Here is a 12595-nt window from a genome sequence, read left to right as displayed (position 1 = left end):
CTGGCGGCCCCCCGCCGCTGCACGGGGCGCATCTTATGGCGGTCAAATGGGTATTACCAGCGTCAACGGGCCCTCAATTGTCAACAATGCACGGTAAGCTCATGGGTGTGCCGTCGGCGTGCCGGCACGCAGCGGCTGGCACCCACCGAGTGCGGACCTTGAAATCGGCGCAAGCGCCCCGAGCTGAGCACCCGCGAACGTCCTTTGCACCCAGGCCTGGGGTGCCGATGCCGTTCCCCAGACCGATCCAAAGCAACTCCAAGACACCATGAGCAACAAACAAACCCTGTCGTTCCAGGCCGAAGTGGCCCAGCTTCTGCACCTGGTCACCCACTCGCTGTACTCCAACCAGGAAATCTTCCTGCGCGAGCTGATCTCCAATGCCTCGGACGCCTGCGACAAGCTGCGCTTCGAAGCCCTGAACAACAACGCCCTGTACGAAGACGCACCCAACCTCGAGGTGCGCGTGAGCTTCGACCAGGCCGCCAAGACCCTGACCATCACCGACAACGGCATCGGCATGACGGCGCAGGAGGCCATCGACCACCTGGGTACCATCGCCAAGAGCGGCACCAAGGACTTCATGGGCAAGCTCTCGGGCGACCAGAAGGCCGACGCCCAGCTCATCGGCCAGTTCGGCGTGGGCTTTTACTCCGGCTTCATCGTGGCCGACAAGATCACCGTGGAATCGCGCCGCGCCGGCGTGCCGGCCGAAGAGGGTGTGCGCTGGACCAGCGGCGGCACGGGCGACTTCGAGGTCGAGGCCATCACCCGGGCCGCGCGCGGCACCAGCATCATCCTGCACCTGCGCGAAGAGGCCGAGGAGTACCTCAACGCCTGGAAGCTCAAGTCGGTCATCGCCAAGTACTCCGACCACATCAGCCTGCCCATCCTGATGGAAAAGGAAGAGTGGAAGGACGGCGAGCTGATCAACCCGGCGGACGAGAACGGCGGCCGCCAGCCCGGCGGCATGGTCAAGACCGGCGAGTGGGAAACCATCAACAAGGCCAGCGCCCTGTGGACCCGGCCCAAGAAGGACATCAGCGAAGAGCAGTACCAGGAGTTCTACAAGGCCATCAGCCACGACCACGAGGCCCCGCTGACCTGGGCGCACAACCGCGTGGAAGGCAACACCGAGTACACGCAGCTGCTGTACATCCCCGCCAAGGCTCCGTTCGACCTGTGGAACCGCGACAAGAAGGCCGGCGTGAAGCTCTACGTCAAGCGCGTCTTCATCATGGACGACGCCGAGGCGCTGATGCCGACCTACCTGCGCTTCGTCAAGGGGGTGATCGACTCGGCCGACCTGCCGCTCAACGTGAGCCGCGAATTGCTGCAGGAAAGCCGCGACGTGCGCTCCATCCGCGAGGGCTCGACCAAGCGCGTGCTGTCCATGCTGGAAGACCTGGCCAAGCACGACCGGCACGAAGCGGTTGCTGGTGACGAAGGTGTGACCGACGTGGTCGATGCCGACGACAAGGCCAAGGAGGGCAAGTACACGGCCTTCTACGCCGAGTTCGGCTCGGTGCTCAAGGAAGGCCTGGGCGAGGATTTCGGCAACCGCGAACGCCTGGCCAAGCTGCTGCGCTTTGCCAGCACCACCAGCGACACGGCCACGGTCAGCTTTACCGACTACAAGGCACGCATGAAGGAAGGCCAGGAGGCCATTTACTACATCACGGCCGACACCCTGGCCGCGGCCAAGAACAGCCCGCAGCTCGAAGTCTTCAAGAAGAAGGGCATCGAAGTGCTGCTCATGACCGACCGCGTTGACGAATGGGCGCTGAACTACCTCAACGAGTTCGACGGCACCCCGCTGCAGAGCGTGGCCAAGGGCGCCGTGGACCTGGGCTCGCTGCAGGACGAGGCCGAGAAGAAGGCCGCCGAGGAGGCTGCCGAGGCCTTCAAGCCGCTGCTGGCCAAGCTCAAGGAGGCCTTGAAGGACAAGGCCGAGGACGTGCGCGTGACCACCCGCCTGGTCGACTCACCGGCCTGCCTGGTGGTGCAGGACGACGGCATGAGCACCCAGCTGGCGCGCATGCTCAAGCAGGCCGGCCAGCAGGCGCCCGAGTCCAAGCCCGTGCTGGAGGTGAATGCCGAGCATGCCCTGGTCAAGAAACTCGAGGGCAGCGTGCACTTCCATGACCTGGCGCACATCCTGTTCGACCAGGCCTTGCTGGCCGAAGGTGGCCTGCCGGCCGATCCGGCAGCCTACGTCAAGCGCGTCAACGCCTTGCTGGCCTGACGCCTGCGTGTGCGGCCGCCCGGGGTGGCTGCACCGAGGCGCAGCGCCCCGGCGAACGGAGGTGTCGTCACTCTTCCTTCGCCTTGGCCATGATGCGCGCATGGACGGCGTCGCGCTCGGTCGGCGCCGCATCGATCAGCTGCTTGAGCAAACCGTCGGGCAGCTCGACGTATTGGCGGCGGTCGTTCTTGACCGGCACGTTGCGCCAGCCCGACAGCACCATCCAGCTCCACAGGTCACGGGAAATGGGTTCGGTGACATTCATCTTGATGTCCCCGCGAATGATGGCGACGCCCACCGCGGGCACGCTGCCCACGGGGGCCGGCCGGCGTTGCTGGCGGATCGAGAGAAGGTTCCGAAACAGGTCTTTCATGGTTCAGGCCAGTGTGCGATAGCGAAGATGGCAAAGCATATACGAGGCCCGGCCGTGCCCCAAGCGCCGATGGCGCTTTCGGCCGCCGGGAGGCGGGCGGCCGTGCCCGGCCCCGACCGCGTGGGCGAAGAGGGCTTTGTCAGGCGTAGAGCGGCTCCTCGCCCATGGCCTCGCACTGCTCGATCAGCATGTCCACCTGGCCGCGCCAGTAGTCGCTGCTGCCGAACCAGGGGAAATTGACCGGAAAGATCGGGTCTTGCCAACGGCGCGCCAGCCAGGCGCTGTAGTGGATGAGCCGCAGCGTGCGCAGGGGCTCGACCAGGGCCAGTTCGCGCCGGTCGAAGCTGCGGAACTGCTCGTAGCCTTCCACCAGGGCGCCCAGCTGCTGCGTGCGCTGGCGCCGGTCGCCGGACAGCAGCATCCACAGGTCCTGCACGGCCGGGCCCATGCGCGCATCGTCCAGGTCTACGAAGTGCGGGCCGCCACCGGGCAGGTCGGTCGGTGTCCAGAGGATGTTGCCGGGGTGGCAGTCGCCATGCAGGCGGATGGACCTGGCATCCGCGAGGCCGCTGGCGGCGACCAGCGAAAGCGCCTTGTCGCACTGTTCCTGCCAGGCCGACTGCATGTCCAGCGGGATCATGTCGTGGCCCAGCAGCCACTCGCGCGAGGCGGTGCCAAAACCCTGCAGGTCCAGCGCCGGCCGGTGCACGAAGGGCTGGGCGGCGCCCACGGTGTGGATGCGCGCAAGAAAGCGGCCGATCCATTCAAGCACGTCGAAATCGTCGAGTTCGGGACCACGCCCGCCGCGCCAGGGGCTCACGGAAAAGGCAAAACCCTCATGGGCATGCAGCGTGCTGCCGTTCAGCGCCATCGGCCCCACGGCTGGCACCTCGGCCGCCATCAGCTCGGCCGCAAAGGCGTGCTCTTCGAGAATCTGTGCTTCGCTCCAGCGGCCGGGGCGGTAGAACTTGGCCACGACGCGCTGACCATCCTCGAGCGAAACCTGGTAGACGCGGTTTTCATAGGACGACAGGGCCATGAGCCGGCCATCGCCATACAGGCCCACGCTGGCCAGCGCATCGAGCACCTGGTCCGGCGTCAGGCGCGCATAGGGGTGCTGGTCGGAGGCGCTGGCGGCGGCGGCGGTGTCGGTCGGGGGCAGTCGGTTCATGCCCCATTGTCCCCCGCCCCGTGCCGGCGCCAGTCAAAGGCCCGCCATGTGCCCTGTGCGCGGATCGCCGCCGCCGGCCAGCACGGCCGCGAACAGTGTTTCCACGGCCTCCGGGCCCTGGTGCTGCTGCACCTGCAGCCAGGACAAGGGCGGTGCCTGCACGGCGGTGGAAAAGGCGTGCCAGGCAGCGACCAGCCGCTCGTTGAGCACCTGTGCGCCCCAGTCGTCGCGGCGTTTCTTGATCTGGGCGGGGGCGAAGAACATGGTCGGGCGCGGCCCGGGCAACTGGCCGGCGCCGCCCAGGTCGTTCACATGGCTGGCACCCACGGCGCAACTGTAGGCCAGGGCGGAAAAGCGCTGGTGGATGGCTTCGCGCACGGCCACGCTGCCCGCGAAATCGATGTAGATGCAGGGCGTGGCGGCATCGATCTGCTCCAGCGCATCGTAGGCTACCACCCGGTCGTAACAGCCCAGGCTTTCGCAAAAGGCCACGTTGCCGGGCGAGGTCAGGCCGATCACCTCCAGGCCGTCCCGCTGCGCGAGCTGGAAGGCCGTGCCATAGGCCGTCTTGCTCGATGCGCTGGACAGCAGCAGGCGCCGGGCCCCGAAGAACTGCTGGTCGTCCATGAAGTCGTCGATCAGCCACGAGGTGATGAACAGCGGGCGCAGCAGGGCCTGTATGTCCTCGGTGTCGGGGGTGTAGAACGGGTCGGTGCCGGTACGCACGTACTGGTTGTACACGGCATGCAGGCTGGCGCGGTGGGCCGCGCCGTCGTAGAAGCCGGCCTCGGTCAGCCGCGCGGGCGTGAGCACGGCGTGGGTGGACATGGGCCAGTAGCCGTAGAGCCGCTCGCCCACGGCCACCCCGGGGTGCAGCGACTGCACGACCGAGCCGAAACCCCACACGGGCACGATGCCCCAGCCGGTCTCGTCCGAAGGAAAGAACTGCCAGTAGTTGAGCATGCCGCCCAATGCGGCATAGGTGATGTTGTTGGCCGTGAGCGCAAAGCGTTCGACGCGCACGCGCACCTGGCCATCGGCCAGCGGAACATCCTGGGTGGTGCGCAGGGCGGTATGGGCCAGGGCGTCCTGGCGTACGAGGAGGGTGGTGGTGCTCATGGCCGCACGCTAAACCAATCGGCGGGCGTCCTCAAGCGGCTGCGGGAACCTGTGCGACAGGTCGCTGCAATGCAGCATGCAAAACGGCCCGCCGGCGTGGGCCGGCGGGCCGTTCAGGGGATGCCTCGGGTGGCGCTCAGGCCTTGCGTGCCTGCGACTTGTCCAGTGCCAGCACCAGTCCCAGCGCGATGATGGCGGGCAGGGCTTGCGTGTAGAAGATCTTGGGCACGGCTGTGGCGGCGCCGAAGACGCCGGCCACGATCACACACACCAGGAAGAAGATCTTGAACAGGCGGTTGCCGGTGAACAAGCCCCAGAAGAGGCCGGCCGCCAGGAAGCCGTTGTACAGGCCCTGGTTGGCTGCCAGCACCGTGGTGGCATCGGCCAGCTCCTGGGTCAGGTTGAAGGTCTTCAGGCCCAGGGGCTTGTTCCAGAAAAACATCTCCAGCACCAGGATGTAGGCATGCTCGATGGCCACCAGGGCCACCGCGATGCGGGGGAGCAGCAGCCGGCCCATGGCTTACGCCAGCGTGATGGTCACGTCGATGTTGCCGCGCGTGGCGTTGGAGTAGGGGCAGACCTGGTGGGCTGCGTCCACCAGCTTCTGGGCCGTGGCGGTGTCCAGGCCGGGCAGGCTGATCTTCAGGCGGGCGGCGATGCCATAGGCGTTCGGGATGGGGCCCAGGTCGACTTCGGCGTCGATGGAGACGTCCTGCGGCACGGGGATGCCGATCTTGCCGCCGACGGCCTTCATGGCGCCGATGAAGCAGGCGGCGTAGCCCGAGGCGAACAGCTGCTCGGGGTTGGTGCCGGTGCCGGAGGTGCCGGGCGAGGACAGCTTGACATCCAGCCGGCCGTCGTCGGTCTTGGCGGCGCCATCACGGCCACCGGTTACGTGGGCCTTGGCGGTGTAGAGGACTTTTTCGAGTTGCGTCATGGTGTCTTCCTTTGCAGTGGGTGAATGAATGTCCTGAATGCGGACGGGGTGGGAACTGAACAAAAAAGGGTCAGCGCGGCGGTTGGATCCGGTCGCGGAAGGTCTTGAGCTGCCCGGTCAGGGCGGTCAGCTCGGGCAGGGTGCACTGGCTGCTTTCGAGCACGCAGGGTGGAATCGCCTCGGCCTTGTCGCGCAGCGCCCGGCCCGGGGCCGTGAGGCTGATGCGCACGCGGCGTTCGTCCTGGGCGTCGCGGATGCGGGCAATCAGGCCCGAGGTTTCCAGGCGCTTGAGCAGCGGGGTAAGCGTGCCCGAGTCGAGGAACAGGCGCTCGCCGAGTTCGGAGACGGTCACGCCGTCCTGCTCCCACAGCACCAGCATCACCAGGTACTGGGGGTAGGTCAGACCCACGGTTTCGAGCAGCGGCTTGTACAGCTTGGTCATGGCCAGCGAGGCGGAGTACAGCGCGAAGCACACCTGGTTGTCCAGGCGCAGCAAGGCTGGGCTGGGGGTGTGGGTGGAAGGGTTGCTGCGTGCCATGGGATGAATTGTGCGCCGGAATTAAATTGCGTGCAATTGAATTGTGTAATCTTTTGTTGCTGAGTCTGTTTTCAGGGGTGCGTGCTGCGCGTTCTGGCCAAAGGTGCTATTCACGCATGGAGCGCGTGCGTGCGCAAGCAAGGGGTGGCAACGACGGGCCAGCGTTGCCAGGCTTGCCGTCAGCGGCCCGTGAAGCGGGCAGGGCGGCGTTCCACGAAGGCGCGCACGCCCTCGGCCGCATCCTCGCTGTTGGCCAGTTGCTTCTGCACGGGGATGAATTCGGCCACCGCGGCCGCCTGGCCCTGCTCGATGGCCTTGAGCACGTTGAGCCGGGTGGCCACCACGGCCATCGGGGCCTGGGCCTCGATGCGCCGGGCGATGGACAGGGCCTCGTCGAGCACCTGCGCTGCGGGCACCACTTTCTGCACGAAGTTCAGGCGCAGGGCCTCGGCGCTGCCGAACTCGTCGGCGGTCAGCAGGTGCAGCAGGGCGTTGCCGGTGCCGGCGCGCTCGGCCATGCGCAGCGTGGCGCCGCCCGTGGCCATGATGCCGCGCTGCACCTCCATCTGCGCAAAGCGGCAGTCGTCGGCCGCGACCACGATGTCGGCGCCCAGCATGAGCTCGATGCCCACCGTGAAGCAGATGCCCTTGACCGCCACCACCATGGGTTTGGTGCGGCGACGGTAGCCGGGCAGGCCGTAGTCGTGCGGCTCCACCATGCCTTCGGGGATGGCCTTCTCGCCGCGCTGCATGTAGGCGCTCACCGCCGGCAGGTCCAGGCCGGCCGTGAAGTGGTCGCCAAAGGCGTGCAGCACGCCCACACGCAGCTCGGGGTCATCGTCCAGCCGGGTATAGGCCTCGGCCAGTTGGCGGAACATGGGCGGCGTCCAGCCGTTGCGCTTGGCCGGGCGGTTGATGCCGATCAGCAGGATGTGGCCGAGCACCTGGGTGTCGATACAGCCTTCGGCCGGGGGCGTGGTGGGGGTGATGCTGCTGGTCATGGGCGCAAATGTCTCCTTGCCCATGATTGAAAACCCAACGCGATGGGCGCGCCGTCCCCGGGGGGACAGCGCGCCTGGGGTCGTCAGTAGGTGTAGACACCCTGGCCGGTCTTGCGGCCCAGGCGGCCGGCGGCCACCATTTCCTTGAGCAGCGGGCAGGGGCGGTACTTGCTGTCGCCGAACTCGGTGAGGTAGACGTCCATCACGGCCAGGCACACGTCCAGGCCGATCATGTCGGCCAGCGCCAGCGGGCCGATGGGCTGGTTGCAGCCGAGCTTCATGCCGGCGTCGATGTCCTCGGGCGTTGCCAGGCCTTCGGCCAGCACGAAGAAGGCCTCGTTGATCATGGGCACCAGGATGCGGTTCACCACGAAGCCGGGCGCGTTCTTCACGGTGATGGGGCTCTTGCCCAGGGCCTCGGCCAGGGCCTTCACGGCGTCGTGCGTGGCATCGCTGGTCTGCAGGCCGCGGATGATCTCCACCAGCGCCATCATGGGAACGGGGTTGAAGAAGTGCATGCCGATGAAGCGGTCGGCGCGCGAGGTGGCGGCCGCCAGCTTGGTGATGGAGATCGAGGAGGTGTTCGACGCGATCAGCACCTCGGGCGCCACCAGCGCATCCACCTGCTTCAGGATCTTGAGCTTGAGCTCGTAGTTCTCGGTGGCGGCCTCGATCACCAACTGGGCGGCCTTGAGGTCGTCGTAGCTCGTGGAGACCTTGATGCGCGCCAGCGCTGCATCCTTGTCGGCGGCCGTGATCTTGTCCTTCTTGATCAGGCGGTCCAGGCTGCCGGCCACGGTGGCCAGGCCCTTTTGCACTGCGGCATCGGAGATGTCCACCATCACCACGTCGATGCCCGAGACCGCACAGGCCTGCGCAATGCCGTTGCCCATGGTGCCCGCGCCGATGATGCCAACCGTTTGAATCGTCATATAGAGAGCTCTCTTCAAAGTGAAACAGACGGGCAGCATGGTAAGCCGAATCGCACGCCCGTTCGGTTATGGTCCATCGGGTCCGTGCGCGGCAAAGGCTCTGCGCATGGCCTGGAGACAAAAAACATGTTGTTCGACTACATCGTGATCGGGGGCGGCTCGGCCGGCTCCGTGCTGGCCGGCCGGCTCACCGAAGACCCCGCCGTGCGCGTGTGCCTGCTCGAAGCCGGGCCCGCCGACAAGAGCGTGCTCATCCACTGTCCGGCGGGCCTGGCCGTGATGGCCAAGTTCGAGCTCAACGGCTGGGGCCAGAACACCACGCCGCAGGCCGCGCTCAACGGCCGCCAGGGCTACCAGCCGCGCGGCAAGGTGCTGGGCGGATCGAGCTCGATCAACGCCATGGTCTACATCCGCGGCCAGCACGCCGACTACGACCATTGGGCCGAACAGGGCAACCCGGGTTGGGGCTGGGAAGACGTCAAGCCCTATTTCCTCAAGGCCGAGAACAACGAGCGCGGCGCCGATGCCTGGCATGGGGAGGGTGGACCCTTGAACGTGGCCGATCTGCGCTCGCCCAACCGCTTCAGCCAGTTCTTCAACGAGGCCGGCGTGCAGGCCGGCCACCCGCACAACACCGACTTCAACGGCGCCTCGCAGGAAGGCGTGGGCATGTACCAGGTGACGCATAAGAATGGCGAGCGCCACAGCGCGGCCAAGGGCTACCTCACGCCGTACCTCTCGCGCAGCAACCTGCAGGTGATCACCGGCGCGCACGCCACGCGCATCCTGTTCGAGGGCCAGCGCGCCGTGGGTGTGGAATACCACCAGGGCGGTGCGCTGCACGAGGTGCGTGCCGGCCGCGAGGTGCTGCTCAGCGCGGGTGCACTGCTGTCGCCGCAGTTGCTCATGCTCTCGGGCGTGGGCCCAGCCGCGCACCTGCAGCGCCACGGCATTGCGGTGCTGCACGACCTGCCGGGCGTGGGCCAGCACCTGCATGACCACCCGGACCTGGTGCAGGTGTTCAATGCGCCAGCGCTCAAGGACCTGTTCGGCATCTCGCCCTCGGGCATGTGGAGCCAACTGCTCGGCGTGCTCGAATGGCGGCGCAGCCGCACCGGCATGCTGACCACCAATTTTGCCGAGGCCGGCGGCTTCATCAAGAGCGATCCGGCCGAGGCCGCGCCCGACCTGCAGCTGCACTTCGTGATCGGCAAGCTCGTGGACCATGGCCGCAAGACCGTGCTGGGCCATGGCTATTCGGCCCATGTGTGCCTGCTGCAGCCGCGCAGCCGGGGCTCGGTGGCGCTGGCCACCAAGGACCCGATGGCCCTGCCGCTGGTGGACCCGCGCTTCCTCGAAGACGCTGACGACATGCAGCGCATGGTGCGCGGCTTCCAGCGCCTGCGCGAGATCCTGGCCCAGCCGGCGCTGGCGCGTTTCGGTGCGCGCGAACTGCCCGCATCGGCCGGCGCGCAGACCCCCGCGCAGATCGAGCAGTTCATCCGCCAGTACGCCGACACCATCTACCACCCCGTGGGCACCTGCCGCATGGGGCCGGGTCCGCTCGACGTGGTGGATGCGCAGTTGCGCGTGCACGGCCTGCAGGGCCTGCGCGTGGTGGACGCCTCCATCATGCCGCGCATCGTGAGCGGCAACACCAACGCACCCACGGTGATGATCGCCGAGAAGGCCGTCGACATGCTGCGCGCCGCAGCGTGATGGATGTCACGCAGGGGCCGGCCGCGGGGCGCGAAAAGCGGAAGTTCTTCACAGGCGAAAACGCCGCGCTTTCCTAGACTTCTTTCATCGGCTGCGGGTGCATGGTGCACCCGGCCGAACACCGCAAGAGACGGTGTGGCAACGGCCCGCAAGGGCAGCATGAAAGAAGAGCAAAGCGATGAACATCGACCCCCGCGAAATCTCGGCCCTGATCTCGGCCCATGCCGATCCCTCGGCATCCCTTGGCGCGCCGCGCATGGACATGTATGCCGGCATCCACAAGGCCTTGCGCGCCGTCATGGCCCACACCCTGCTGGCCCTGGGCCGCATGGATGTGACGGACGACGACGAATTTGCCAGCCATTGCGAGCGCGTGATGGACCTGCTGGACCTGTGCCGTTCGCACCTGCAGCATGAAAACGCCTTCGTGCACACGGCCATCGAGGCCCGCGCCCCGGGTGCGGCCCGCGTGCTCGAAGGCGAGCATGGCGAGCACGAGGCAGCCATCACCGCGCTGGCCGCCGGCGTCACGCAGCTGCTGGGCTGCGCGCCCGCGGCGCGGCCCGTGGCCACCCAGGCGCTGTACCGCCAGCTGGCGCTGTTCATCGCCCACAACTTCGAGCACATGCACGCCGAGGAGACCACGCACAACGGCGTGCTCTGGGCGCACTACAGCGATGCGGAGCTGGTGGAAGTGCACAACGCGCTGGTGGCCTCCATCCCGCCCGAGGAAATGATGGCCATCCTGCGCTGGCTGGTGCCCTTCATGTCGCCGCCCGAGCGCACCGCGATGCTGGCCGACATGCGCGCCCATGCGCCGGCACCGGTGTTCGCGGCGGTGCTCGACAGCGTCAAGCCCCACCTCACACCGTACGAATGGATCAAGCTAATGCGCAGCCTGGACCTGTCGGCCGAGACGGCGCCACCGTACTGAGGCACCGCCCCGAGGCGCCGCCGCCGCGCAGGGCTGGGCTGGGCAGGCTCAGGCCGCGGTGGCACCGGCCGGCGCGTAGCACCAGCGGTTGCGGCCGTTGCGCTTGGCCTCGTACAGGCCGGCGTCGGCATGGGCGATCAGTTCGTCCACGCCACGCCCATGGTCGGGGAAATGCGACAGGCCAATGCTGGTGCCGATGTCCGCGCCGCCGACGGCGAGCTGGAAGCGGTCTGTCAGCGCCGCCACCATGCGGTTGGCCACGCCCTGCGCGTCGTCGGCGCTGGCACCGGGCAGCACGCACAGGAACTCGTCTCCGCCCAGGCGTGCCAGCGTGTCGCCATCGCGCAGGCAGCCGCGCAGGCGCTGCGTCACCAGGCACAGCAGCTCGTCGCCAGCGGCATGGCCCATGGTGTCGTTGACCTGCTTGAACTTGTCCAGGTCCAGGAACAGCACCGTGAGCAGCCCCTGGCGCGTGTTGGCATCGGTCAGCGCCTGGCGCAACCGGTCGCGCGCGATCATGCGGTTGGGCAGGCCGGTCAGCGGGTCCAGGTTGGCGGCCTCCAGCTCGCGGCGGGTCTGGTCCAGGTCGGAAATGCGGCACTCGAGCTCGAACTCGCGCGCCTCCAGCTTGACCACCATGTGGGCGAAGGCCTCGGCCAGCCGGGCCTGCACGCTTTCCTCGGGCCGCTCGCCCGTCATGTCCATGAGCGGCCCGATGGCGCGCAGGTCACCCTGCTGGGCGATGCGCTGCATGACGTCGCACAGGCGCTGCAGGAAGAGGTCGTCGGTCTCGGCAGGGGTCACAGGGTGTTCTCCTCATTTGCGGCAGGCCGCATGTTCAGTGGGTGCCGCAGGCGCCTGCCAGTCCGTGGCCGGCCGCGCAGCACCGCCAGGGCCAGCGTCCCTGGTCGGGGCAGGGCGGGTGTCGGCACCACGGGGCCGCCGCCCGACAGCGACCGGCCGCAGCCCTGGGTGCCGGGCCCGGCGCAGCCGAAAAAGGCCTCTGCGGGATCAGAAAAAGCCCGGGGCGAGGCGAACAAACGACAGCCGCGCGGCGGGCACAATGATACGCTTGCACACTTTGTTAACAATTCAATGCGCTTGCGCCGCCCCTGCGGCTGGCAGGCAGCGCGACACGGTGACCTCGTTGACCTCACCGTCGCGCCGATACTCGAACCGATCCGCCAACCTCTGCACGAAATGCACGCCCAGGCCACCCATGTCCCGATCATCGAGCGAGGCCCCCACGTCGGGTGCCGCCAAGGTGGTGGGGTCGAATGCCCGCCCATGGTCGCGCAACACGGCCTGCAGGCGGGCCGGCGCATCGAAGCGCAAACTCACCTCCACCAGGCCGCCCTGTCCCTCGTAGCCATGCATGGCCACATTGGTCAGCAACTCGTCGAGCATCAGCCCGAAGGACGAAGCCAGGGGCATCGGCACGCCGTTGTCGTCGGCCCAGGCCTCCAGCCGCTCGAAGAAAGCGGGAAGCTCGGCTACGGTGCCGTACAGGGTCTGCTGCCATTCGAGCGGTGGATTCATAGGTGTCTGCGCGCTGAAACCTGGGGCTGCACCTGCGGGCGCCGTCTGCGCCGCGGTCCGGTGGGTCGCCAAAGCATTGTGGCATGA

At 67.5% G+C, this 12595-nt stretch carries 13 protein-coding genes; 3 read left to right on the top strand and 10 right to left on the bottom strand.

The annotated features are described in order from the left end of the window. Nucleotides 1-268: 268 nt before the first annotated feature. The gene (gene htpG / locus PMI14_RS30485; RefSeq protein WP_007861071.1) at nt 269-2245 is read left to right on the top strand and encodes a molecular chaperone HtpG; all 1977 of its coding nucleotides are present in this window, start codon (nt 269-271) and stop codon (nt 2243-2245) included. 67 nt (nt 2246-2312) lie between these two features. On the opposite strand, the gene PMI14_RS30480 is transcribed toward htpG, so the two are convergent. From PMI14_RS30480 to PMI14_RS30445, 8 genes are all read right to left on the bottom strand, one after another. Further along, nucleotides 2313-2618, bottom strand: coding sequence for a hypothetical protein (locus PMI14_RS30480; RefSeq protein ID WP_007861069.1), 306 nt, complete (start codon nt 2616-2618; stop codon nt 2313-2315). A gap of 139 nt (nt 2619-2757) precedes the next feature. Beyond that, the gene (locus PMI14_RS30475) at nt 2758-3789 is read right to left on the bottom strand and encodes a serine/threonine protein kinase (RefSeq protein ID WP_007861067.1); all 1032 of its coding nucleotides are present in this window, start codon (nt 3787-3789) and stop codon (nt 2758-2760) included. A gap of 33 nt (nt 3790-3822) precedes the next feature. Continuing rightward, complete coding sequence (locus PMI14_RS30470) at nt 3823-4908, bottom strand: DUF2855 family protein (protein ID WP_007861061.1); 1086 nt, start codon at nt 4906-4908, stop codon at nt 3823-3825. A 136-nt stretch (nt 4909-5044) separates the two neighbouring features. Next, nucleotides 5045-5425 (bottom strand): DUF1304 domain-containing protein, encoded by a 381-nt coding sequence (locus PMI14_RS30465; protein WP_007861059.1) that lies wholly within the window; start codon nt 5423-5425, stop codon nt 5045-5047. A 3-nt stretch (nt 5426-5428) separates the two neighbouring features. Further along, nucleotides 5429-5845: an organic hydroperoxide resistance protein gene (locus PMI14_RS30460; RefSeq protein ID WP_007861058.1), complete on the bottom strand. Its 417-nt coding sequence runs from the start codon at nt 5843-5845 to the stop codon at nt 5429-5431. A 70-nt stretch (nt 5846-5915) separates the two neighbouring features. Further along, on the bottom strand, nt 5916-6383 hold the full coding sequence (locus PMI14_RS30455) for a MarR family winged helix-turn-helix transcriptional regulator (protein WP_007861056.1): 468 nt from the start codon (nt 6381-6383) through the stop codon (nt 5916-5918). A gap of 179 nt (nt 6384-6562) precedes the next feature. Next, nucleotides 6563-7384: a crotonase/enoyl-CoA hydratase family protein gene (locus PMI14_RS30450; RefSeq protein ID WP_035206339.1), complete on the bottom strand. Its 822-nt coding sequence runs from the start codon at nt 7382-7384 to the stop codon at nt 6563-6565. Nucleotides 7385-7467: 83 nt separating this feature from the next. Next, nucleotides 7468-8316, bottom strand: coding sequence for a 3-hydroxybutyryl-CoA dehydrogenase (locus PMI14_RS30445; protein ID WP_007861053.1), 849 nt, complete (start codon nt 8314-8316; stop codon nt 7468-7470). Between the two features lie 129 nt (nt 8317-8445). On the opposite strand from PMI14_RS30445, the gene PMI14_RS30440 reads away from it, so the two are divergent. Both PMI14_RS30440 and PMI14_RS30435 read left to right on the top strand, forming a co-directional pair. Further along, on the top strand, nt 8446-10035 hold the full coding sequence (locus tag PMI14_RS30440; RefSeq protein WP_035206338.1) for a GMC family oxidoreductase: 1590 nt from the start codon (nt 8446-8448) through the stop codon (nt 10033-10035). A 178-nt stretch (nt 10036-10213) separates the two neighbouring features. Further along, complete coding sequence (locus PMI14_RS30435; RefSeq protein WP_007861045.1) at nt 10214-10969, top strand: hemerythrin domain-containing protein; 756 nt, start codon at nt 10214-10216, stop codon at nt 10967-10969. Between the two features lie 48 nt (nt 10970-11017). On the opposite strand, the gene PMI14_RS30430 is transcribed toward PMI14_RS30435, so the two are convergent. After that, nucleotides 11018-11773, bottom strand: a complete 756-nt coding sequence (locus tag PMI14_RS30430; RefSeq protein ID WP_007861040.1) for a GGDEF domain-containing protein — start codon at nt 11771-11773, stop codon at nt 11018-11020. A 288-nt stretch (nt 11774-12061) separates the two neighbouring features. Then, a complete protein-coding gene (locus PMI14_RS35185; RefSeq protein ID WP_007861036.1) occupies nt 12062-12508 on the bottom strand; it encodes an ATP-binding protein in 447 nt (148 codons plus the stop codon). Between the last annotated feature and the right edge of the window lie 87 nt (nt 12509-12595).

The sequence above is a fragment of the Acidovorax sp. CF316 genome, assembly GCF_000276605.1.
Lineage (GTDB): Bacteria > Pseudomonadota > Gammaproteobacteria > Burkholderiales > Burkholderiaceae_C > Acidovorax.
The sequence above is the reverse complement of the archived record's forward strand: the minus strand, read 5'-3'. Positions and strand labels throughout refer to the sequence as shown.

Coding starts and splice junctions, on each gene's coding strand:
- PMI14_RS30480 (WP_007861069.1), bottom strand. CDS start 2,618: ATGAAAGACCTGTTTCGGAACCTTCTCTCGATCCGCCAGCAACGCCGG.
- PMI14_RS30470 (WP_007861061.1), bottom strand. CDS start 4,908: ATGAGCACCACCACCCTCCTCGTACGCCAGGACGCCCTGGCCCATACC.
- PMI14_RS30455 (WP_007861056.1), bottom strand. CDS start 6,383: ATGGCACGCAGCAACCCTTCCACCCACACCCCCAGCCCAGCCTTGCTG.
- PMI14_RS35185 (WP_007861036.1), bottom strand. CDS start 12,508: ATGAATCCACCGCTCGAATGGCAGCAGACCCTGTACGGCACCGTAGCC.
- PMI14_RS30465 (WP_007861059.1), bottom strand. CDS start 5,425: ATGGGCCGGCTGCTGCTCCCCCGCATCGCGGTGGCCCTGGTGGCCATC.
- PMI14_RS30460 (WP_007861058.1), bottom strand. CDS start 5,845: ATGACGCAACTCGAAAAAGTCCTCTACACCGCCAAGGCCCACGTAACC.
- PMI14_RS30450 (WP_035206339.1), bottom strand. CDS start 7,384: ATGACCAGCAGCATCACCCCCACCACGCCCCCGGCCGAAGGCTGTATC.
- PMI14_RS30435 (WP_007861045.1), top strand. CDS start 10,214: ATGAACATCGACCCCCGCGAAATCTCGGCCCTGATCTCGGCCCATGCC.
- htpG (WP_007861071.1), top strand. CDS start 269: ATGAGCAACAAACAAACCCTGTCGTTCCAGGCCGAAGTGGCCCAGCTT.
- PMI14_RS30475 (WP_007861067.1), bottom strand. CDS start 3,789: ATGAACCGACTGCCCCCGACCGACACCGCCGCCGCCGCCAGCGCCTCC.
- PMI14_RS30445 (WP_007861053.1), bottom strand. CDS start 8,316: ATGACGATTCAAACGGTTGGCATCATCGGCGCGGGCACCATGGGCAAC.